Source organism: Collimonas fungivorans, assembly GCF_028292705.1.
GTDB classification, from domain to species: Bacteria; Pseudomonadota; Gammaproteobacteria; order Burkholderiales; family Burkholderiaceae_D; genus Collimonas; species Collimonas fungivorans_B.
In genome coordinates, this window is sequence record NZ_JAQGLV010000247.1 from 26,975 (window position 1) to 45,909 (window position 18,935).

Here is an 18,935-nt window from a genome sequence, read left to right on the forward strand (position 1 = left end):
GTGTTCAATTGCTCAGTGTTTGGGAGGCTGCTGCCATCATGGCGGCGGTATAGGTAGAAACGGCACGCTGCCATTTCGCAAGGATCTCGGCGTCGTCGGGATTGCGCGTCAGGATGGCTTCGATATTGGTCGACAGCGCCGGATCAAAGATGTCGACCTGGCCGTCGATCACAGACTGCAGGAATGCTTCGTCTGCCGTCATTTCGGCTGGCAGCTCAGGAATTGCGGGCGCGGATTGTTCAACCGGCGTCGGCTCATTTACCACGGCAGGTTCAGCGACCGCCTCTTGGGTAACTTCCACCGGCGCTGGAACGGCTTCGGCTTCGGCAACGATTGGCAATTCGGTCACCGGCTGCGACTCTGGAACTGGCGTTGGTTCTTCTACAGCCGCTTCCGGTGCGGTGGCGGCCATTGGCGCCACTAGCTCAGCCGATTTTCGCTTACCCTTCGAAAAAGCCCGCTCCAATGCATACTGAATGCCCAAGGCGTTCGTTTCCAGCTTGACGACATATTTGCCGCGCTTACCGGCGACGGTGATCGTCGCGCCGTCAATGGCATCCACCACGCAATTGGTATTAACCTTAAAATCGTTGAAGACCAGCGTGCCCAATGTAGTGCCCACCCGGAGGTTCAACTTGCCCTCGGCATCGGCCAGCGCCTTGCGCGCGCTCTGATTACGAATGAATTCCCGAGCGTAGTAGACCTCCATACCAAAAATTCCACCCTCAACTTCGCCTTTACCGACCTCCGTGTCGCCGGGACGCAAATAGCTACCAAAATCCGTAATCACGGACGCCAGGACGTCGGTGGTATAGAACTTGCCGGCATCTAACGCACGTTGAACGGCTTCAATGACCTTTTGCATATAGGGCTCAATCGTTCCAGCTCCATTGGTCGCGGCACGCCAGCGCGCGGAAGCCTCGGCGATGTTTTCGGATAGGGGGTAATAGTCGCCATCGTCGGCTTGATCGCCTGCGGGATCCGCCACCGCCGCAGGTGCGACAACAGCCGGATCGGTTTCGGCAACTGGATCAACTGTCACAACCGCAGGGATAGCGGGAACAAGATCGGCGGCCGCCAGCGGCAATACCACTTCGGAAATTGGATTGTTCCCCTCCGGCGCTTCAACGGCCGGTGGCGCCACGATCTCTTCCGGTGTAATGTCGCCCGTCTCGACCGAAACAGGATCCGCGACAGGTTCGGGCGGTGTCGCAACCACGACAATTGGTTCAGGGGCTGATTCCGAAGCTGGCTCAGTGATCGGCTCAGCGACAGGATCAGCGATAGGTGCCGCCGGCGTGGTGCTGATACTATCCGGAACACTGGGCGTAGACTCCTTCTCGACGCGCCTGACTTCCAGCTCGCGCTGCAACCGTGCCAAGGTAGCTTCTTTTTCCGTGATCGCTGTCTTCAATGCGTCAATCGCCTGCATGCGCGCAGAGCGCTTCGCATTGGCGCGCTGGAACGTGGCCGAATTCCGTTCGGCTAAGCGCATCAGGCGATTTGCCACCTCGCGCACGTTCAGATCAACGCCACGCTCAGGGGCAGCAACAATTGTCACGTCCTTCTTGTTGAGCATCCACTTCCAGGAAATGAGATCGTCCGTTGGCGTGATCTTTTGCGGCGTCACATCCGGATTGTGAAAGAAGATACTGAGCGTCTGCCCATCCGACAGTTCGTAGACCACCGCTACATTGGCCGTTCCCCGCTGCTTGAACGGTTCGGTGATCTGCATGGCGACCGGCTTGACAGTGCCGCCAGTGCGCTCCATGACGTTTTGCAGGATCTGCATCTTGCGCTCAAGCTTCGCAAATGGCGTCACCAGCGCATCGAAGGTATAGACACCTTCCGCATCATCCAGAATATCCGTCACGCTCAACGGGTCGTACATCAACCCGTCATCATCGTGGCGCCGAATGTCGTACAGCAGCCCGTCATAGGTATTGCCAATGGGAGACTCACCGTCCCACATTACTTTTTTCATGTTGTCGTACCCTAAAATTGGAAGAGACGCCGCGTTGATCGGCTTGGTGTGGTTGCCATGCTTGGCCCACCATTTGAGTTGAGAAATGGGAATCGGGACGATGTCACCCAGCCCTTGCCAGCCTCGGTGATAGCTTTCCAGATAGGCGCAGAATGCCGATTGCGCATCCGGAAAGCCCAGCATGATTTTGTGCTCATCAAACGCACCTGCCTGCTGATCGACCTGGTTAATCACAAAAGCGGCTCGGGATTCTGGGTAATAGCCGATGAATACGTCCAGCGCGTCTCCATCATTGCCAGTCGTACCAACGAGATAGCCGTAATGCGCTGACATTCTGTTCTGCCATGGCCGGCCGGCAGCATCGACGCCGGAGCGAAACGATCCGCGCGGCTGCTCGATGGCGACGGCCATGCCGTGAAGGGTTGTTCTACCTACTTTGTAATTACTCGCCAGTTTCTGCGCCTGAGTCGGCTCCGGCAGATTGTTGTGCCCCATTGCGCCACGATGGGCGTCGGCTTCGATGCGCGTGAATTCGTCCATGTACCCCCTTCATTGCAGTGCATGATAGGGGTAACGGGAGAGCGATTTTAGGAGTGTTTTCCAGCGAAGATAAGGCGAAGAAATTGTAACGTTTATTGGCTGAATTTATCGTCGTTGTTTTTAGTTCAAAATGAGCTAAAACATTCTCAACATTTCTATTTTGCACTACTATATCAGTACAACGTATCTGGGATGATTATGAGAATTGCTATTCTTGACGATGACCTCTCTCAACTCAACTTTGTTTGTCAAATACTGGAAAGTAAAGGACACAATTGTCATGCATTTCAAAGCGGAAAAGAGATATTGAAAGAGCTGCATCGAGAAAGCTACGACATGCTCATTCTGGATTGGCAGGTTCCCGACTTAAGCGGGATGGACGTATTGCGCTGGGTGCGAGAAAAATTATCTAAAACTCTTCCGGTATTATTCATGACGAGCCGCACAGGCGAAGACGATATCGTCGAAGGTCTAACTGCCGGCGCTGACGACTATATGACAAAGCCAATCCGGCATTCCGAACTGGTCGCGCGTACTCAAGCCTTGCTGCGACGTGCATATCCGGTCAAAAATTCGAGCGAACAAATCGTATTTAATGACTATTTGTTCGAGACAAATGCCATTCGCATCACCGTTGCTGGCGAATCGATTGAAATAACGCAAAAGGAATTTGATCTTGCGTTGCTATTCTTTTACAACCTCGGTCGCCCGCTCTCACGTGCCTATATTCTCGAAAAAATATGGTCGCGTGACATCGAAATTCCTTCACGAACAATGGACACGCACGTCTCGCGCTTGCGAAGCAAGTTACACTTACGACCAGAAAACGGATATCGACTGGCTCCCGTATATAGCTATGGATACCGCTTGGAGCAACTAAATTCCAAGGACGACACACTCCAATTGGCCTAACGTTTTGAATTATTCGGCTTTAAATCCGTCGATATAAGTCAGGTCATCACGCTTGTTCAGTATGTATTTTCTGTTATACGGTGCAATATTGATGTCGCCATCAATCGCCACAATTTCATAGGCGATTTTTACCTTCGCATGCAGCAGGATGTACAGCACGTCCTTGGTCTTTGCCGTAAAGTGCGCGGGATCCTCCACCGGCCTCAATGCCTCGATCAGCGCGACAATTTGCGGCTCGGCGTTATCCAACGCATCGCCACGGGTAACCACCGTCGATGGCTGGAAATTCTCGACAATCAGCAACTTGGCGTCACCCAACAGGTCCCATTCTACATCCGGCTCGTCTGACGAATCCAACACGCCGAGACCACCCAGCGTCGGCATACCACCCATGCTGCCGTCTGCGTGACGCAATACGCGTTGTCGAAAAGCGTGACATGGAATGCCGTTCGGATGGCGCAACGTGACGCTACGCGCCGCCTTGTTGATTTGCGTTGGAACGCTATGTAACATGATTAGCCCTTCAATTTCATTGTGATCACGTTAAAGTCCGCTTGGGAGAGCTGGCCGGCATCCTTGAGTTTTTGGAGTGTCTTTTGTGCCTCAATAACCGCCATGCCTGCCGCCTTATCCGCCTTCTTTGCTGCAGCCATCACGGCACTCTTCAGACTTGCGGAAGATTTTCTCGGTTGCTTGACGTGGATAGCGCGATTTTTGCGCGCTTGTGCTGCAGCGATCTCGCGTGCCTTGGTTTGCGCAATCACCGCTGACTGTTTGATAGCGCCCTTTTGTCCGCGCTCCACCATGCCAGCCACGATCCCTCGCACGGCCAAGCTGCTGCTGAATTCTTTCATCACGCGCAGCGCATGCTTGCAAGCCACGCCGCTAAGCCTAGGATTCCGCAATTTGGGATAGGCGGCTTCCTGCCGGCCTTTGACGAAGCCGCCCACAGTGGCGATATAGCGATACCAGTAGGTAAAACGGCCGCAGTCGCATTCAAACTTCAAGGGGCTGTCCTTGACGAGCCATTTAGCCAGTGCCTTGGGATCTGTCGGCGACGCTACCGCCGCATCGAAATTCATGATCTCCACCGAGACATAATGCCGGGTGACATCCGAGTCAGGCGAAGCGTCTGTCACAAACCGAATATCTCCCCTGTTCGTTCCCGTCGGCACAGCCATCCTGATCTGCTCATTGGCCCGCTCCCGGTCCTCCGGTAACGACAGATTGATAATTTGCTGCGCCGTTAAGCCTGGCTTGAGCTTGCTGCCGAGCGTCTTGGCGTTCTTCCTAAAGACCACCAAGTCATCGTTGGTAATCAGTCGCACCTCACCACCCAAAGAAGTCAGTAACAGGCGTTCCGCGCTATATTCGCCTTTGACCTCATGCGGACGGAGGAGATTGACTGCCTTGGCACGACGCTCCGCATCGGCCTTTCGGAGCTGATCCGCAGCCTTCGCTGAACCGCGAATGCCCAGTACTGCGGCCAATTTCGCGCTATTGATGTTTGCCATTAGCCGAAGCTCCCAAACCGCGCAGTCGTCTTCAGCGCCAGCAGCTGAGACTCCGTCGGCAGCACCAGCAATTGCTCCGGCAATTCCTGCTCGACAGAATCCAGGCCGGCCGCCGCCATCACCACCAGGAACTCATCCGGACGCCCATAGACGCGCCGGGAGATCAAGGTCATATCAAAGCGCTCGTCGGGCTTGGACTGATAGCGGATCGCCATACCCCATACCGGTGTTTTTTCCACAAAATCTCGCACCTGGCGATAAAATATCGCTGTCGATGCCGTGTTCTTGTTGACGCTCATGCTGAAACCAATGCAGTGCTGGCGTCATCAGGTGCAACCGGCCAAACGACGGGATGTGGAAAATGCGTTTGCTCCGGAACGCGGTTCAAATTCACCCGATATTTTTTCCACGCTTTGAGCGCGATAACATCGTCATCACTGGCCACCTCCACATCGACTCGGTCCTGATACTTGGTTACCTGGTCATTGGCGCGACGCAGCTCACGCGCAATACGTGATAGCGCCGCATCCAAGAGCTCGGTATGAGTTGGAAAATAGTCCGGTGCCGGTCCGCGCTTACCAGACTTACACTCGGCATAAATTGCACGTCCGTGTATCTCAATATCATCTTCGCATGCTAAGAAAGTCAAATAGTCATCCCTGGCATCAAATTTGACCGAACATCGATATCCATTTGGAAGCCGTACGATATTTTTGATCTCGGAATATGCGAACGGATCGACCTGTTCTAGCGCAATTGCTGGCGCTGGCAGTTGTGGTGGCACCACAACTTTCGACGCTGGGATGGGCATAGGATCGACAATAATAGGCAATTCCGTCTCTGCCGTGATCTCTTCATGTTGCCCATTTTCTGACACCAACTCCATTGGTTTTTCTATCATTTCCATTACGCTACCCTTTGCCATAAAGCCGTTCGTGTGCCGCCGCCGCCATCGCCGCCCGACCCGAAGTCGTAGGCATAGCCGCGCGGTTCCCACGCGCCGGCGACCTCAGGAGAAGTCCAGTTCTTGTTCAGGATGTACCCGCCAATGCTTTGGTTTTGTAATCCCGGACCGGTCAGTTGGTTCGCATAGACGGCATTGACGGCGGAGCCGACCGCCAGCGCGGTGCGGTTGTAGATAGAGAACTCGTTGTGACCGGCTTCGATGGCCAGAATGTAATAAGGCTGATTGCCCAGCGGATTCTCCGCGTACCGTAGCGGCATACCAGCCCATTTATCGGCGTTACCTGCACTGGTCGCATAGTTGGCGCTATTGGCATAGCTGACGTTGAAGTTAGACGGGTTGTAGACGCGTACATCACCTGGCGCATTGCCGCCGAGAAGCCAGGAGGGCTGGCCACCCATGCCGGACCATGCCAGGGCGATGCCGGCGCCGTTGACTTTGCTGCCGGGATCGAAATTACCGGAATGCCAGAACTTGCTCCAGCCGCTCCAGGTCGTCCCCTTGCCGGACCGATACCAGACATTGTTACTGTCGGTAAATCCAAACTGATGTGCGTTACCGCCGCTGAAATCCACGCCTTCGCCCCAAGGGCGAAAGGTCATGGCGCCGTGATATGAGCCGCCATCATTCAAACCGGCAGCGGCGTTGCTCTTCATGTCGAAGTAGGCGCCGACATTGCGATCCTGGGGCGCGTAGTTGCTGGCGCGGGTGTCCCTGGAGGCAACTATGTCGGCGATACCAGCAGTGCGGGCATAACCCACCCGCAGATTATTGGTCGTCATCAGTCGGGCGCTGGTCGGGCCGTCGCTGCCCCATACCCAGGCGGTTTGTCCACCTGAATCGCCCCACATAAATTTCATCCAGTCGGCGCCGTTGGTCACCGAATTGGCTTTCTGCGCCGAATTGACGTCGAAATTCAAAGGGTCATACAGGTTGACGTCGCCGGCGGCGGCACCGCCCAACAGCCCGGACGGTTGCCCGGCAAGACCTTTCCAATTAATGCGAATTGACCGGTCCCCAAACACAAAGCTACCCATGTCCGTTTTGTCGACCGTGGCCTTTAGCCCTGCGCCATCTGACCAGCCAACCTTGACGGCATTCGCCGTTTGACCAATACCGGTGCCTTGCTGGATCGGCGTAAACCCTAGCTTGTCTTGCTTGGCGCCTGGATCAAACGTCGCGGCATCCCAGAGCAGTTTCCAGTCATGGCCCTCAAAGGGATTATTGGCGCCCAGGTAGCCGGTACGTTCCCAGGTGCGGTGGGCAATCGTGGCCTCTGCATAGACCTGCTGCACGAACTGACCGCCGTTCTCGGTGGTCAAGGTGCCGTAACCATCGGCGCCCATCGGCAGTCTGGTGGCCGCGATGACGCCGCGATCATTGGCTACCGAGACATCGCGCACGCCTGTTTCCAGCAGAATGTCGCAGTCGGTATCGCTATTGGTATACGCTGGCAGCTTGCGGTAATACCGGCTATCGCCACGTACCTGAGTTAGATATTGCGGATGAGGATCGCCGGCAGTCTCGTGTGCACCAATCAATTGAATTGCCGTATTAACGTTCGGATCGACCAACACCGACACTGAATCAGACGGTAGTGCGGTTAAGCCCAGCGTGTAAGAGACAGTGGTAACACTGTCATCTGCAAAATACAGAATGGGCTGATCCGACTTGCTGTAGACCGCGAACAGAGTGTCGCCAGCATAAAAGCCGATTTCACCACACCAGAATGGTGATCCAGCGGGCGCGATCGCTTCAGCATGCACCTGAATCTGCGTCGGAGACACCTTACCGCCGCCGGCAATTGCTACCCGCATCATTTCATGCTGCAAGCCTATTTCGGCGCCATTCGGCCTATATTTACCCGTACCGAAAGCAATATGGCTGACGGCAACCTCAACCCCGGTTTTAGGGACATTAATCGCGGCCATCACGCCGGCCCCGGTGAGGGTCGGGCTAATCGTTCTTGGTTGCGTCTTGATTTGGGAGCTCATCGGATGGAGAGCGATCTTGATGACCGCCGTAGCTGAAAATGTTGGTGCTATTTTCTGCTACGCCGTTCCCTACTATTGGTGATGTTTTCCATTCAGATCGTGATGAACCCGCCCTGCCCAGCCTCGAGAAACCAGTCTTGCATTTCCATCGCGCTGCCGATGCCCAACGCCTTCTTGACATATAGCGCCGTCGCCAGCACCGCCACCTGCCCACACGTGATATCCGGCGACACGCGGTACAGACGCTTGCCAAAATCGCTCATGCCGTCCGGTTCCAGCTTCTGACGTGGATCACAGCGCGCGGCCTTGTCGTCAATCATCAGTGTTTTGCCATTAGAGCGAATGAAAAACTCTTCGATGGCGTCCATGAAGTCGACATCAGTAAACAAGCAGTCCCGTTCGGCCAGGCCGACGCCACCGATCAGAATCGCATCGCTGAAACGGTCGGCGCGGTATGCCGCCTCTTTACTGACCAGCAATATGTCCGATTCCGCCTCGTAGAAGGAATACACAGTCGCGGGCGCCATTCCATAGCCGGAGATCGAGGCTTGAATCTTCATAGTTTCGGCGTCCCATGATGCCAGGACACATCTGGCGCACCATCAACAACATGACTATGGACGTTCTGCACCAAGTCGTGCGAGACCACTTTCCCTACTGCCGGATAGCCATGCGGATTATCGGCACTGCCATCGCCCTTCCCGTCGTTCGGTTCCCCCGCCTTTGGCTCAGAAAACAATGGAATCGTCTCTTTCAGCGTCAGATCGATCGCCAAGATCGTCAGGTTCTTCTGGCCAGAGTCGATATTCATGGCCGGCACGTCAGTCGCCTCTAGCATCACCGGCCATTGATGATTGATGCCGGCAAAGCGGTATGTCGCATCAAACCGGCGATTGACGACCGCAGCAATAAACAAAGTGAACTGGGCGGCCATGCTGCGTGCCGTCTCATCCTCGGCGGCGCAAATGACAATCTGGGCACGGCGTTCGCCCTGCATCTGCCGCAGCTGAAAAATCCGATTGTGCGGATCTCCTGGCAGCGTCACCCACTCCGACTCCGGTACTTGCCGAGAAAAATCCCCCAACACCGGCGAATAATCCTTGCCAGTCGCCACAATCATGACCGGCAGATGGGCGCTGCTGCCCGGCCCGCCGTCATTGTCGTTCTTGCGCCAGGTGGCTAGCATGTCCTGCACCTGGTCAATCATCCGATCCGGCGCCCAGACGATGCTCTTACTGATTCCCCGCTCAGCAAATGACTTCATCGCCCTGGTGGTTGGCGTGAGCGAGACGTAATAGCGTCCCATGTACCGGCCAAAGGCTTCTTTCAATTCAAGCATGGGATCCTCAGCGGCGCAGCAGGCGATTGACCAGATTGTCGACACCTCGACCCTCTGGCTGATCCGGCACAATGATGCCAGGCAAGATCGCCCGTTTGAATTCAGCAGCATCTGCGCGCATCGCATTCAACCCGGCCTTGCTGACCATCATGGGAAGCGATCCAGCCGAATCCAACGTGGCCTGTCTACCGACCAGCATAGCGAGGTATTGCTCGTTTTCCTCCTCCAGTCTGGCAATGACCGTCAGCGCACGCTCATGATCTGCCCGAGCATCCCCTAAACTGGCTTGTGCGCTGTCCAGCAGCGCCAGCATGCCGTGCAGATTCTGGTTGTAGTCGGCAATCACAGCATCGTCCAGAATCGCGCCACCGTCATCTGCGCTTGCCGCATCCAACACGTAGCCGCGGTTGTCATCGAAGTTGGGCTCATTGACGTAATCGAAGCCAAAGAAGCGCCCTTCGACCTCGCTCAATGCAGACGAGAAGCCACCCTTTTTGCTTTCGAACATCTTTTGCGCGGTACGGCCAGCATCCGTCTCCAGGAACTCTTCCTCATGCTCGATGGTGCCATCTGGGAAGGCCTTCAGATGCACCGTCGCAATGGCAGGCTCCAACTTGACCAGTTTACCCTGATAAATCCCACCTTCCGGAGGCATCATGCCAAATTTGACGCGCGGCCAATGGCCGTAATAACCAAACATGTCGCGCTTTTGAATTCGCTCCTGCGTCCTGGCACCATTGATAAAAGCGGCTACCTTGCCGATATTGAATTGCCGCGGCTTCCCCGTCAGTTCGCGACCGCGCTCATTGAGGTTGTACTGAATCACACCTGTTCGCATCCTACTCTCTCCTGTCAGTGCGGTGAAGGCAGCAACACTTCGCCTTCAGCTCGATAAAATTGCTGCGCCATGGCGCCGTTAAAAAGACCTATCTCATTCTCAAAGCGCTTTAGCAGCGATAGCTGCAGCACATACTTGGCGGCAATCACCGCGCGCAATGCGGGCGCCACCATCGGAATATTCATTCCCATTTCTCCTTCATCATCGATCGACACCCGGATCCGGCTGGTCAGATAATGGGTAGCGCTAGGATCTGCGCTGCCAATGCTGCTAGCACTGCTCAAGGCCGTTGGATAGGACTTGTTCTTATCCTGCCAAAGCTGCTCGACAATCCAGCCATTCGGCCAGAGCAGTTGCAGATACATCCGAAGGAAATGCAATCCCCGCTTGGGATTGCGCGCGCGCCAGGCTTTATAGAGATAGCGCATGGCCGGCTCTTCGGTACGAATCAGCGCCAGCCCCTCCCGTTTGACGTGCCGCTCGATCAAGGGCAAGGAACCCAGGTGCGGCACGCCGTAGACGTTTAACTCTCGCTCAGCATCCCGCAAGTGGGTCTCGAACAGAAACAGGACAAGCTGCTTTAGCTCAGCTTCCAGCGCATTGGCATCGTGGCTGTGCTGGAGCGGCGCAAGCGATGGGATTCTGCTGTCGACGCCCATTACTGGCCCCAGGAACCAAGGTTGTAATTGGCCAAAGTCACGGAGACGTGCAGGCTATCCGGCGTCATGTAGCGGAAATGTTCAGGCAGCTGCTTACCTTGCATCGGTGTAATCGTCACTGAAAAATCACTCCCCGAATCCTGCAACGCCTGAACGTTGTTCTTGAGCAGCGCGTAGATCGCCTTGTATTTCACCACCAGCATGCCGGCGCGAATTGGCACAGCCTTCTCACCGTATTCCTTCAGCAGTACATCCAGAATCTGCTTTTTAACAGCAACGGCATCATGAATACGCGCTACCTCGGCGACGATGGTCATACCGATAGCAAGAATGGCTGGAGTGATGAACACGATGCGATAGGAGTCGTCGGCGGCTTTGATGACGCGCACAATCTCTTGTTCGATCGATTCGCGCGTGGCGCCATCGGGTGGAACAAAAGAGACGAACAGCCGGTTGATATTGTCCAGGCTCGACCCGCGTACCAACTCTTCAATCGTTTCATTCCAGATCGAGAGGAATTTCAAACCGGCGATATTGCGGCGAACCAGGAAATCAAACTCACCCAGGTACACCGCCGTCTGATCATAGGCGGACGGGTATTTGCAGAGCTCTCGCAGCGTCGCAATATCAATAGGCGCGGCGCCCGGAATCAATAGCGAGTCCATCGTGATTTTAATGAGGCCGTCTTGCGGCGCTATCGCATAATCCAGGGCAAAGGGGCTGCCGGCGTCCGGCCGCACGTCCCCGGTGGTCTCATATACAGTCAGGGTGAGAATCTCGCCGACGCTGGGTTGAAAGCCGACATAGCCAGCGTATCCAAAGACGACAAACAAGCGCCGGTATTCGTCGCATTCCACATGGAATACCTTGTCGCCATTGGCAACATTCGTAAATTCCACACTATATGTATACGGTGTTCCGGCCGCATCGGCGACTGAGATGCCGCTGATAAAGCGCCCATCGCTGGGCTGCGGCACCTCAATCTTATAGAACGGCTGCGAGAAGGTCACAGTATGCTCAATGGCGCGAACCTGCTTTTGCATCAACTCAGCATGCCCCACGCCGCCGGCCGACACCGTCACCGGCGAGTCGGCAACGTACATGCGGCCGCTCGAATCCAGCAGGCCGCGACCGGCGCCAATGGAAAACGCAGCATTGGTAGGATTCTCAACTTTCACCTTCACGCGCGCCGGCGTTGCCATCGGCATCAGGCCCTTCAGCGAGGCATCAGCCAGCACAGTCGAATCTCGCACCTTGTCAAAGGGCTCCATCGCGCCAAGCTCGATCTGCTGCGACATCATCGCCATCATCTGCGCAATGGCAGATTGCGCCTGCAGCAGCCGCGGATCGCCCACCTGGTACAACGCCGCCAGCTCAGGGAACTGCGAGACGGAATTGACGATCACCCGATCAAAATCTTCTTTGGAATAGGCCATGTCAGCTCACGCGCTCCTGCCAGCCGGCGACGTCAACAATCAACTCGCGGCGATCCGGCAGCGCATCCACGTAGAAGACATTCACGGCGCCAGCCGGCATCGCCTCCAGCGCCGGCACGTCCTCGCGCATCTTGCCGATGAAAGCATCGCCGATGCCGGCGGCCATGGGATTTTGCAGCAACGACTGGGGATCAGCGCCATAGTCGGAACCGAGATAGCCGTTAGGTGGCGTACTCAGCCAGTGGCTGACCATGGCTTGAATGTCTTGGGCGGTGATTGTCGGTGTCATGGCGATGATGATAGGGCCATCGCCGAGGGTGAGATAAGGGGGTTTTCCTACTGATCAGAGATCTAATGGAAATGTGTTCAGACTGCTATTATTTGCCTGTAAATCAACATTTACCGTACGACGTATAGACCTGATGTGTTGAAATCAACAGCTTGCATAGGTGGAAATGATGGCGAAAAAAACGAATACCCCAAGGCCGGAGTCGGAAACCGTCGCGCAACAGCCAGAACGCATTTGGTGGAAGAGAATGTTCGGCGCTGCAACGGTGGCTATTGTGGCGTCCACTGGAGGTGTTCTAGTGGAAGCGTATACCGGCGCACTCACCAGCTTTATCAAGCCCACCTTGGCTGCAGGTTGGAAACAAATGCAAGATCACCTGTTCCCGATGCCTGATGACAAGCTCATTGCGGTTTCTCTGCAGTTCTTCATCCCTCCCAACGTCAATAAGGAGAGATCGGCCGAAGGAATAAGTGCGACTTTTTGGCCGGCGCGATGCAAACGACCTGAGGGAGACTCCTTCAAGAGGCCATTTGATGGTGGAGAACGCGATTCTTACACCAACGCCATCGTAAACATTTCGTGTCGGGCTTCGGGTAGAACCTTGATTACGCTCACCCCTCAAAGTGGAACTACACATACGCTGTATGACGGCATCCTCAAGGATGGTGAGAAGCTAGCCTTTCCTGGCGTGCCAGGAAGCTACTATGCCGGCATAGTAAGCTTATATCTGCTCGACACCAAGATGCCGGATGGCCCTTGGCGTCCAGTCAACAAATGCCAAATTAACAATTCATGTGCTGCCGAATTAGGCGCGAATACTCAAGTGCAGCACTAAGCTGGGCGGCCTGGCGCGCTATCTCCAATCCTGATGCGGCCCCGCTGTCGCCGTCTGCTCCGCCTCCTATACACGCCCTGCGACGACGCTTAGATTTTGGATAATTATGCCAACTGTGAGGGCATAGAATGACAGAAGATCAAAACGAACATTCACGCGCTACCATACAGATCACCGAAGAGTTTCTGCGCTCTGGCGCCAGTGCGCGCGGAGGCTGGACCCGTGAACAACTCTGCCTGCTCAGCGTCGGCTGGCCAGCTCCCAAGGGATGGAAGCGATCCATCCTCGGTCAGACCATTGACATCGCGCAAGCGCAGGAATTCCTAGCGATAGGACTAGCACGCCGAAATCCCGGCGCCATCGAACCTGCCAAGCTCTCCGTGCGCTCGAACCCTGCCACGTTGTGGCTCTACGTGCTCGAACTGGCGAATAACAATTTCTACGTCGGAATGACGCGCAATGTCGAGGCTCGATTCAAACAACATCATTCCGGAGTAGGCTCGCAATGGACAGCCCAGCACCACCCCCTGCGAGTGATGCGCTGCGCTAACACCGATTTGACATCGGATAGCGAGGCCGCGCGCATCGAAGATGCCCTGACGGTCCAGACCATGGAACAGTTCGGTCGCCAGCACGTGCGAGGTGGGCAGTACTGCATGCTTGATCAGGCAGAGGTGGACGCGGCGCTGGTGCGCCAAGGTCAATGGGAACGTGTCCAGCGAGCCGCCCTGAACCGCAGCAGCTATGAGCTACAGGGCAGTTGGCACGTGGCACTTGAAAATATACTGACGCTGGCCCTGCTGTACTACGAATCGCCGTCCCCCAGCCTGCGCGATGAATTGTTTTCGGCCTTGTACGGATTGACGCGATACCGATTTTGGCACAGCGATTTCGATGCCGCACTGGAAGGTGCATTCTGGGATGAAAAAGGAATCTTGCCGGTCCTGCTCAGCTTCCGTGGCAACCGACCCGCGGCTTCCAATTGCCAAGATGCGTTCTGCGTGCTAGGTGGCGCAATGGCGCGCAGACGCCGGAACGGCCCGCCATTCCATCACCTGTTTCTACTCGGATGGACAGCATTTGTGCCGTTGGCCACAAGCGCGCAGGTAGCGAGAATCGAACAGTGGCTGCGTGAGTTGCCCGCAGAGCGCGACCGTCGTTATGACGAGTTCACAGGTATTCTGCTACCGCAAATGCGCTACCTGTTGCGACGTTGACCGGCGATCAACCTGATGGAACGGTAACGCTTCCTGCTTACTAATTTCCGCTAGAAAAGCTTATGATTTCCGTCTAACCCAGATTGGGTCATAAAGGTTTTGAATAGATTCGATTCGCCGCTCGTACCAGGATTGAAACGATCAACTGTGAAATCATCGTCATGTATATCGATCTTCTTGAGCACCGTTAGGAAGTCCGCTTTTGAGGTAATGTCGCCCTTCCAGCGCAGATCTAAATAGACTGGCTTCAAAAATCGCATCAGTGCTCGAAAGCCGTTTGTCTTATTCAAGATCAAGCCTTCGCCGCCGGTGAGCCATGCAGTTGGCCAACGTTCTGCGACGGCCGTGAAGTAGTTAAAGATAATGTCAGTAATTTCCAGATCTCGTTCCTGAATGAACAATGAACGGAAGATAAGCTTGTCCGCCTTGGACTCTTCCAGTTTTGGCTTCTTGTGCCGACGATATAAATCACGGTCGAGAACTTTATCATCCGTAAGATAACCAATGAGCGCCTCAACGAATGTCGCCTGGGTGAGCGTCTCTGTGAACTTCCCCTCAGTCGCAGTACCAAGCCGTTTGATCTTCGAATAAAACGGGCTCTTGTCGTAAGAATTGAGCGCGACGGCTATCTGGTGACAGGTTTTTTGTGGGCTACGCGCCTTCGACAACTCAAACAAGTCATACACCAAACTCTTATTAACCTTAGTTTGCGCCAGGTTCACCGTCGAGAAAACGTACGCTTGGCTTTCAACGTCCATGTCCACAAAGATGCTTACGTTTACATCAAATTGCTCTCCGCCGTAGGCCTGCAAGCCGGCAATGCGGTGCTGACCGTCGAGCACCTGAGCAATACGCGTTGACTCGAGATTTTCGTTTTCGCTTTCTTCGTCAGTGAAATTGCGCAAGATCATTCGATTTTCGCTTTCGATGTACTCCACATACCTACCATCGATGGCCAGGATGATAGCCGTTGGAAAGCATGCATCTACCGTATTGACATACTGTCCGATTTCTTTCACTCGCGTTGGAGATAGTGGGCGCTGAATGCCCAAATACTGCTCAAACTGGCGATCCTCCTGTTCCATGCGGCGCACGTCAGAATAGGTAATTTGGCAGAGTGTCTTTGCGTCAATGGTCGCAATAAAGAAATCACCAATGGGCTGGCGCAGCTTTAGGCAGGGAATGGACTCTTCGAATTTCTCGGTCAGGATGGTTTGTTGTTTCATGACTATTGCCCTTTGTTCTCTGCGTGCGCGACCCACCGATCGGCGAAGACTTTATCCTGCTTCGGCCCCGATGCATCGGCAGTCGCCAGCATCTTTTGGTAGACCACGGTTGTATAACGCAAGAATAGAGCGACAGCAAAAACATAATAGGACATACTCTTTACTGCCCCCATGTTGAGGCCCAAATTGATGTTTGGTGCCACAGTTTGAACTTTCAGCAATCCGGATATAATCGCCGCAACTATGGCAAAGACCCACAGTGCGACGACATGCCAAATAGCTCCTGGAAAAGGCACTTTTCCTGAGCGATCCTGCGCCGCGACAAGTAAGATCGGGGCAGCAAAGGATACCGAAAAGATCAGAAGCTCACCGTTCGATACGGTCTTCAAAATCAAGTCGAAGGTGCTTGTCGATGAGTAAACGACTAGTACGCTCATGATGACCACGGTAATCCAGAAAGTCGTAGTGGAAAATACCAAGGCGAGGAAGAATTCTCTCACAGCCAACTTATGGTCGCGACCGGTACAATCAGCCAACCCTCCAACGAGCGGAAGCTGTCGCAACGACGAAAGCAGAAAGTCTATAACTTTCTTGAGGACGTGCGCAAAAACCGCGCGAACTTTAGATAGGCTCATGGTTCTTTAGGTGGATACGATAAGTAATTCCTCATAGGCCTTTCTGGCGGATGAGGATCCAGCAATGACGCTCATACGTGATACGGGCGTCAGCGAAAAGCCTTCGTTGTACAGGGCTTGAACGCTTTCGTGGTTTGCATTAGTCATAATGACCTTGGCACCGCGCGCAGCCGCACGCACTAAGGCATCGCGCAAGCGGATTTGATCTTGCCACGAGAAGATGTTCTCGTTGTACTTGATAAAGCCGTTGTGATTATGGTGGATCGTGTAAGGAGGATCAGCAAAGATCACGTCGTTCCGGCCAGCGAGGTTAATAGTTGCCTCGAAGTCACGGCAATATAATTCGGTGCGGCTAAGCAGTTCAGCGGTAGCTGGAAAGTCGTCAGTATCTAAGATGACCTTGGTTTTGGTACCAATCGGGACATTAAAATCACCGGCAAGGTTCACGCGGTAAAGGCCATTCCAGCACGTCCGGTTCAAGTAAATGAATTGTGCCGCACGCGTGTGCTGCGCACGCATGATCTTGGCCCGCACCTCGTAGTAATAATCCTTAGTGTGCTGGCGATGATGATGCCGCAGAACAGTATTCACTTTTTCAGCATCGTCTCGGATACTCGCATACGCGTTAATAAGGTCTGCGTTTAAGTCAGACAGCACTGCGGCCTTCGGCTGGAGTGAAAAGAAGATTGCTCCACTGCCAAGGAAAGGCTCGTAGTATGTTGAAAAATCATCGGGAATCAGGTCGAGCACGTGTTCGGCAAGCCAGCGTTTTCCGCCGGCCCATTTAAGGAATGGCGTGAGTGGCTGAGTCGTGGCTTGAATTATGGCTGTAGCGGTCATTTGGCGTATTAGGTTGGGCGCCCGGATCGGCTGTTACTAAAAGTTTATTTTTTGCGCAGCCATGGGGGCCGATCTTACTTCATTTCAGAAATTTTTGGTACTTTTTGACAATATTTCGCATCATTAATTGCGAAATTAGTAATTATCAATTTATTCTATTGATAGATATGTGATTTTTGTAATTCATCACAATGAATAAATAAGCTAAATCTAGGCTTCGGCAAACGCATCTGCCGCAGCCCTACGCGCCGCGTTCACGCCGGATAGATCGGCGTAATCGTCATCATTTCCAATGTAATGAGCGCTCTCCAAGAAAGCCATGCAGACTGTATCCCACAGATCAGGCGACGGAATACCCTCTTCCTTCATTTTGTCCTTGGGTTCAATGTGATAGCGGGCCTTTTCATCGAAGAAATAGGGGATCTTGGACGCCTGATCGAGCAGGTCCTGGACGTGTTGGCTGGAGAACGTGATCCGTGCGTCCTTCACGGCCTCGGCGGCCAGCACTGAACATTGCGCCCGGAGGTTGAAGAAGCGATCCTTATTTTTCTTCTTGAAGCATGGATTGCCCCAGTTGATCTTGACGACGTTGGGGCAACCGAGGTTTTCGAGCATCTTGGCGAACTGGATACCTTGGCCGCCGACGTCGACCAGGATGGTGCAGTTGGACAGGCGCTGCGTGTAATGGAATACTTCGCCGGCGATGTGCTGCCAGTCCAGGGCGCTCGAGAAAATCGGCACGTCCATGATGTCCACACGCCGCGGATCCGCATCGATGCGGTCGCCGTTGCCGATCACCCGCGCGTAGGTGCCGACGGTCTTGTCGCGGAACACGCCGGCGGCCACGTCGATAATGAACAGGTTGCCGTAAGGCTCACCGGCGCTGATCGTACGTTCAGCGCCAACCAGCTTCTCCACCTGGCTGCGGCCAAGCAGGAAGCGCTCTGACTGCTCGGGGAACAGGCCCAGCACGCGGATCTGATACTCCACCGAATCCCGGCCACCACTCTCCTTCTCGCGCTCCTTGAGCCATTTGGTCGTCGCGAATGGTGAGCGCTCCGAATTGAAGCGCAACGCATGCCAGGAACCGCCATTGCGCACCGACAGCTTGTGGTGGGAGGCATGGTGCCTGCCACTGCTGCGGACGCCCTGGGAGGCGATCAGCGTCCGGTTACATGGCTGCGTCTGGGTGCCGTCGATCACGTCGAAATGGTCGTCGCTCACGCCGGCGGCCTCATCGACAATAATCAGCTGCGCCCAGCGGTGCTTACCGGCGATACCAACGGACTGCCCCTTGGCAAGCGCGACCCGACCAACAAACCATTGTTCTTCGAAGCCGGTCACATACACGCGGGTCTTCGTGATGACGAAATAATCGCACAGCCAGGCATGGGGACCGTTCGCCATAGCAATCTTCGAGTCCTGCATTTCCTTCCATACCCCGTCTGCGACCTGCTGCAGGTTCGGCGCGCCGATGTAGGTATTGGAGCCAATCTCAAGCTTGCCGTCGTAGACCGCATAGGGATAGCACAGCAGGTGCCAGAGCGCGATACGGCCGAACGAGTTCGTCTTCCCAGTGGATGTGCCGGACACCACACTGACCTTGGCATCCATGGGCTCCATGGCCTGATACAAGTCAATCTGGTCCGCGCTGGGCGATACGCCGCATACCTCGACGGCGAAGCGCAGCGGGTCGAACTGATACCGCTCTAC

The 18,935-nt window shown here is 54.7% G+C and carries 19 protein-coding genes; 3 read left to right on the plus strand and 16 right to left on the minus strand.

Annotated features, from left to right (window positions below):
- Positions 1-4: 4 nt before the first annotated feature.
- Positions 5-2,524 carry a hypothetical protein gene (locus JWQ61_RS14125; protein ID WP_304361081.1) on the minus strand — a complete coding sequence of 840 codons (2,520 nt, stop codon included), beginning with the start codon at positions 2,522-2,524 and terminating at the stop codon, positions 5-7.
- A gap of 198 nt (positions 2,525-2,722) precedes the next feature.
- On the opposite strand from JWQ61_RS14125, the gene JWQ61_RS14130 reads away from it, so the two are divergent.
- On the plus strand, positions 2,723-3,436 hold the full coding sequence (locus tag JWQ61_RS14130; protein WP_304361082.1) for a response regulator transcription factor: 714 nt from the start codon (positions 2,723-2,725) through the stop codon (positions 3,434-3,436).
- Between the two features lie 9 nt (positions 3,437-3,445).
- Here JWQ61_RS14130 and JWQ61_RS14135 read toward each other — a convergent pair whose 3' ends face one another.
- From JWQ61_RS14135 to JWQ61_RS14185, 11 genes are all read right to left on the minus strand, one after another.
- Positions 3,446-3,949 (minus strand): hypothetical protein, encoded by a 504-nt coding sequence (locus JWQ61_RS14135; RefSeq protein WP_304361083.1) that lies wholly within the window; start codon positions 3,947-3,949, stop codon positions 3,446-3,448.
- A 2-nt stretch (positions 3,950-3,951) separates the two neighbouring features.
- A complete protein-coding gene (locus JWQ61_RS14140; protein WP_304361084.1) occupies positions 3,952-4,950 on the minus strand; it encodes a hypothetical protein in 999 nt (332 codons plus the stop codon).
- Positions 4,950-5,249, minus strand: a complete 300-nt coding sequence (locus JWQ61_RS14145) for a hypothetical protein (protein WP_304361085.1) — start codon at positions 5,247-5,249, stop codon at positions 4,950-4,952. Before JWQ61_RS14145 ends, JWQ61_RS14140 begins: the two co-directional genes overlap by 1 nt.
- Positions 5,246-5,857 (minus strand): tail fiber assembly protein, encoded by a 612-nt coding sequence (locus tag JWQ61_RS14150; protein WP_304361086.1) that lies wholly within the window; start codon positions 5,855-5,857, stop codon positions 5,246-5,248. The genes JWQ61_RS14145 and JWQ61_RS14150 overlap by 4 nt, the downstream gene beginning before the upstream one ends.
- A complete protein-coding gene (locus JWQ61_RS14155; protein WP_304361087.1) occupies positions 5,857-7,908 on the minus strand; it encodes a hypothetical protein in 2,052 nt (683 codons plus the stop codon). The genes JWQ61_RS14150 and JWQ61_RS14155 overlap by 1 nt, the downstream gene beginning before the upstream one ends.
- 92 nt (positions 7,909-8,000) lie before the next feature.
- Positions 8,001-8,468 carry a hypothetical protein gene (locus tag JWQ61_RS14160; protein WP_304361088.1) on the minus strand — a complete coding sequence of 156 codons (468 nt, stop codon included), beginning with the start codon at positions 8,466-8,468 and terminating at the stop codon, positions 8,001-8,003.
- A complete protein-coding gene (locus JWQ61_RS14165) occupies positions 8,465-9,247 on the minus strand; it encodes a hypothetical protein (RefSeq protein ID WP_304361089.1) in 783 nt (260 codons plus the stop codon). Before JWQ61_RS14165 ends, JWQ61_RS14160 begins: the two co-directional genes overlap by 4 nt.
- Before the next feature lie 7 nt (positions 9,248-9,254).
- On the minus strand, positions 9,255-10,085 hold the full coding sequence (locus JWQ61_RS14170) for a hypothetical protein (RefSeq protein ID WP_304361090.1): 831 nt from the start codon (positions 10,083-10,085) through the stop codon (positions 9,255-9,257).
- A 14-nt stretch (positions 10,086-10,099) separates the two neighbouring features.
- Complete coding sequence (locus tag JWQ61_RS14175) at positions 10,100-10,744, minus strand: hypothetical protein (RefSeq protein WP_304361091.1); 645 nt, start codon at positions 10,742-10,744, stop codon at positions 10,100-10,102.
- Positions 10,744-12,180 (minus strand): hypothetical protein, encoded by a 1,437-nt coding sequence (locus JWQ61_RS14180; protein WP_304361092.1) that lies wholly within the window; start codon positions 12,178-12,180, stop codon positions 10,744-10,746. Before JWQ61_RS14180 ends, JWQ61_RS14175 begins: the two co-directional genes overlap by 1 nt.
- A 1-nt stretch (position 12,181) precedes the next feature.
- Positions 12,182-12,469, minus strand: coding sequence for a hypothetical protein (locus tag JWQ61_RS14185; RefSeq protein ID WP_304361093.1), 288 nt, complete (start codon positions 12,467-12,469; stop codon positions 12,182-12,184).
- Between the two features lie 166 nt (positions 12,470-12,635).
- On the opposite strand from JWQ61_RS14185, the gene JWQ61_RS14190 reads away from it, so the two are divergent.
- Positions 12,636-13,304: a hypothetical protein gene (locus JWQ61_RS14190; protein ID WP_304361094.1), complete on the plus strand. Its 669-nt coding sequence runs from the start codon at positions 12,636-12,638 to the stop codon at positions 13,302-13,304.
- Between the two features lie 128 nt (positions 13,305-13,432).
- Entirely contained in the window at positions 13,433-14,521 is a 1,089-nt protein-coding gene (locus JWQ61_RS14195; protein WP_304361095.1) for a GIY-YIG nuclease family protein, read from the plus strand.
- 50 nt (positions 14,522-14,571) lie between these two features.
- Here the strand turns inward: JWQ61_RS14195 and JWQ61_RS14200 are convergent, their stop codons facing one another.
- The 4 genes from JWQ61_RS14200 to JWQ61_RS14215 all read right to left on the minus strand — a co-directional run.
- Positions 14,572-15,747 (minus strand): DGQHR domain-containing protein, encoded by a 1,176-nt coding sequence (locus JWQ61_RS14200; RefSeq protein ID WP_304361096.1) that lies wholly within the window; start codon positions 15,745-15,747, stop codon positions 14,572-14,574.
- 2 nt (positions 15,748-15,749) lie between these two features.
- Positions 15,750-16,382: a hypothetical protein gene (locus JWQ61_RS14205; RefSeq protein ID WP_304361097.1), complete on the minus strand. Its 633-nt coding sequence runs from the start codon at positions 16,380-16,382 to the stop codon at positions 15,750-15,752.
- 6 nt (positions 16,383-16,388) lie between these two features.
- Positions 16,389-17,222 (minus strand): Dam family site-specific DNA-(adenine-N6)-methyltransferase, encoded by an 834-nt coding sequence (locus JWQ61_RS14210; protein ID WP_304361098.1) that lies wholly within the window; start codon positions 17,220-17,222, stop codon positions 16,389-16,391.
- Positions 17,223-17,432: 210 nt separating this feature from the next.
- A partial coding sequence (locus tag JWQ61_RS14215; RefSeq protein ID WP_304361099.1) for a hypothetical protein occupies positions 17,433-18,935 on the minus strand: 1,503 nt, incomplete at its 5' end.

Bases quoted from the DNA above. Each gene is read 5' to 3' on its own strand.
- JWQ61_RS14175 (WP_304361091.1), bottom strand. From the start codon at position 10,744: ATGGGCGTCGACAGCAGAATCCCATCGCTTGCGCCGCTCCAGCACAGC.
- JWQ61_RS14155 (WP_304361087.1), bottom strand. From the start codon at position 7,908: ATGAGCTCCCAAATCAAGACGCAACCAAGAACGATTAGCCCGACCCTC.
- JWQ61_RS14170 (WP_304361090.1), bottom strand. From the start codon at position 10,085: ATGCGAACAGGTGTGATTCAGTACAACCTCAATGAGCGCGGTCGCGAA.
- JWQ61_RS14165 (WP_304361089.1), bottom strand. From the start codon at position 9,247: ATGCTTGAATTGAAAGAAGCCTTTGGCCGGTACATGGGACGCTATTAC.
- JWQ61_RS14130 (WP_304361082.1), top strand. From the start codon at position 2,723: ATGAGAATTGCTATTCTTGACGATGACCTCTCTCAACTCAACTTTGTT.
- JWQ61_RS14185 (WP_304361093.1), bottom strand. From the start codon at position 12,469: ATGACACCGACAATCACCGCCCAAGACATTCAAGCCATGGTCAGCCAC.
- JWQ61_RS14125 (WP_304361081.1), bottom strand. From the start codon at position 2,524: ATGGACGAATTCACGCGCATCGAAGCCGACGCCCATCGTGGCGCAATG.
- JWQ61_RS14200 (WP_304361096.1), bottom strand. From the start codon at position 15,747: ATGAAACAACAAACCATCCTGACCGAGAAATTCGAAGAGTCCATTCCC.
- JWQ61_RS14205 (WP_304361097.1), bottom strand. From the start codon at position 16,382: ATGAGCCTATCTAAAGTTCGCGCGGTTTTTGCGCACGTCCTCAAGAAA.
- JWQ61_RS14145 (WP_304361085.1), bottom strand. From the start codon at position 5,249: ATGAGCGTCAACAAGAACACGGCATCGACAGCGATATTTTATCGCCAG.
- JWQ61_RS14190 (WP_304361094.1), top strand. From the start codon at position 12,636: ATGATGGCGAAAAAAACGAATACCCCAAGGCCGGAGTCGGAAACCGTC.
- JWQ61_RS14210 (WP_304361098.1), bottom strand. From the start codon at position 17,222: ATGACCGCTACAGCCATAATTCAAGCCACGACTCAGCCACTCACGCCA.
- JWQ61_RS14135 (WP_304361083.1), bottom strand. From the start codon at position 3,949: ATGTTACATAGCGTTCCAACGCAAATCAACAAGGCGGCGCGTAGCGTC.
- JWQ61_RS14150 (WP_304361086.1), bottom strand. From the start codon at position 5,857: ATGGAAATGATAGAAAAACCAATGGAGTTGGTGTCAGAAAATGGGCAA.
- JWQ61_RS14180 (WP_304361092.1), bottom strand. From the start codon at position 12,180: ATGGCCTATTCCAAAGAAGATTTTGATCGGGTGATCGTCAATTCCGTC.
- JWQ61_RS14140 (WP_304361084.1), bottom strand. From the start codon at position 4,950: ATGGCAAACATCAATAGCGCGAAATTGGCCGCAGTACTGGGCATTCGC.
- JWQ61_RS14195 (WP_304361095.1), top strand. From the start codon at position 13,433: ATGACAGAAGATCAAAACGAACATTCACGCGCTACCATACAGATCACC.
- JWQ61_RS14160 (WP_304361088.1), bottom strand. From the start codon at position 8,468: ATGAAGATTCAAGCCTCGATCTCCGGCTATGGAATGGCGCCCGCGACT.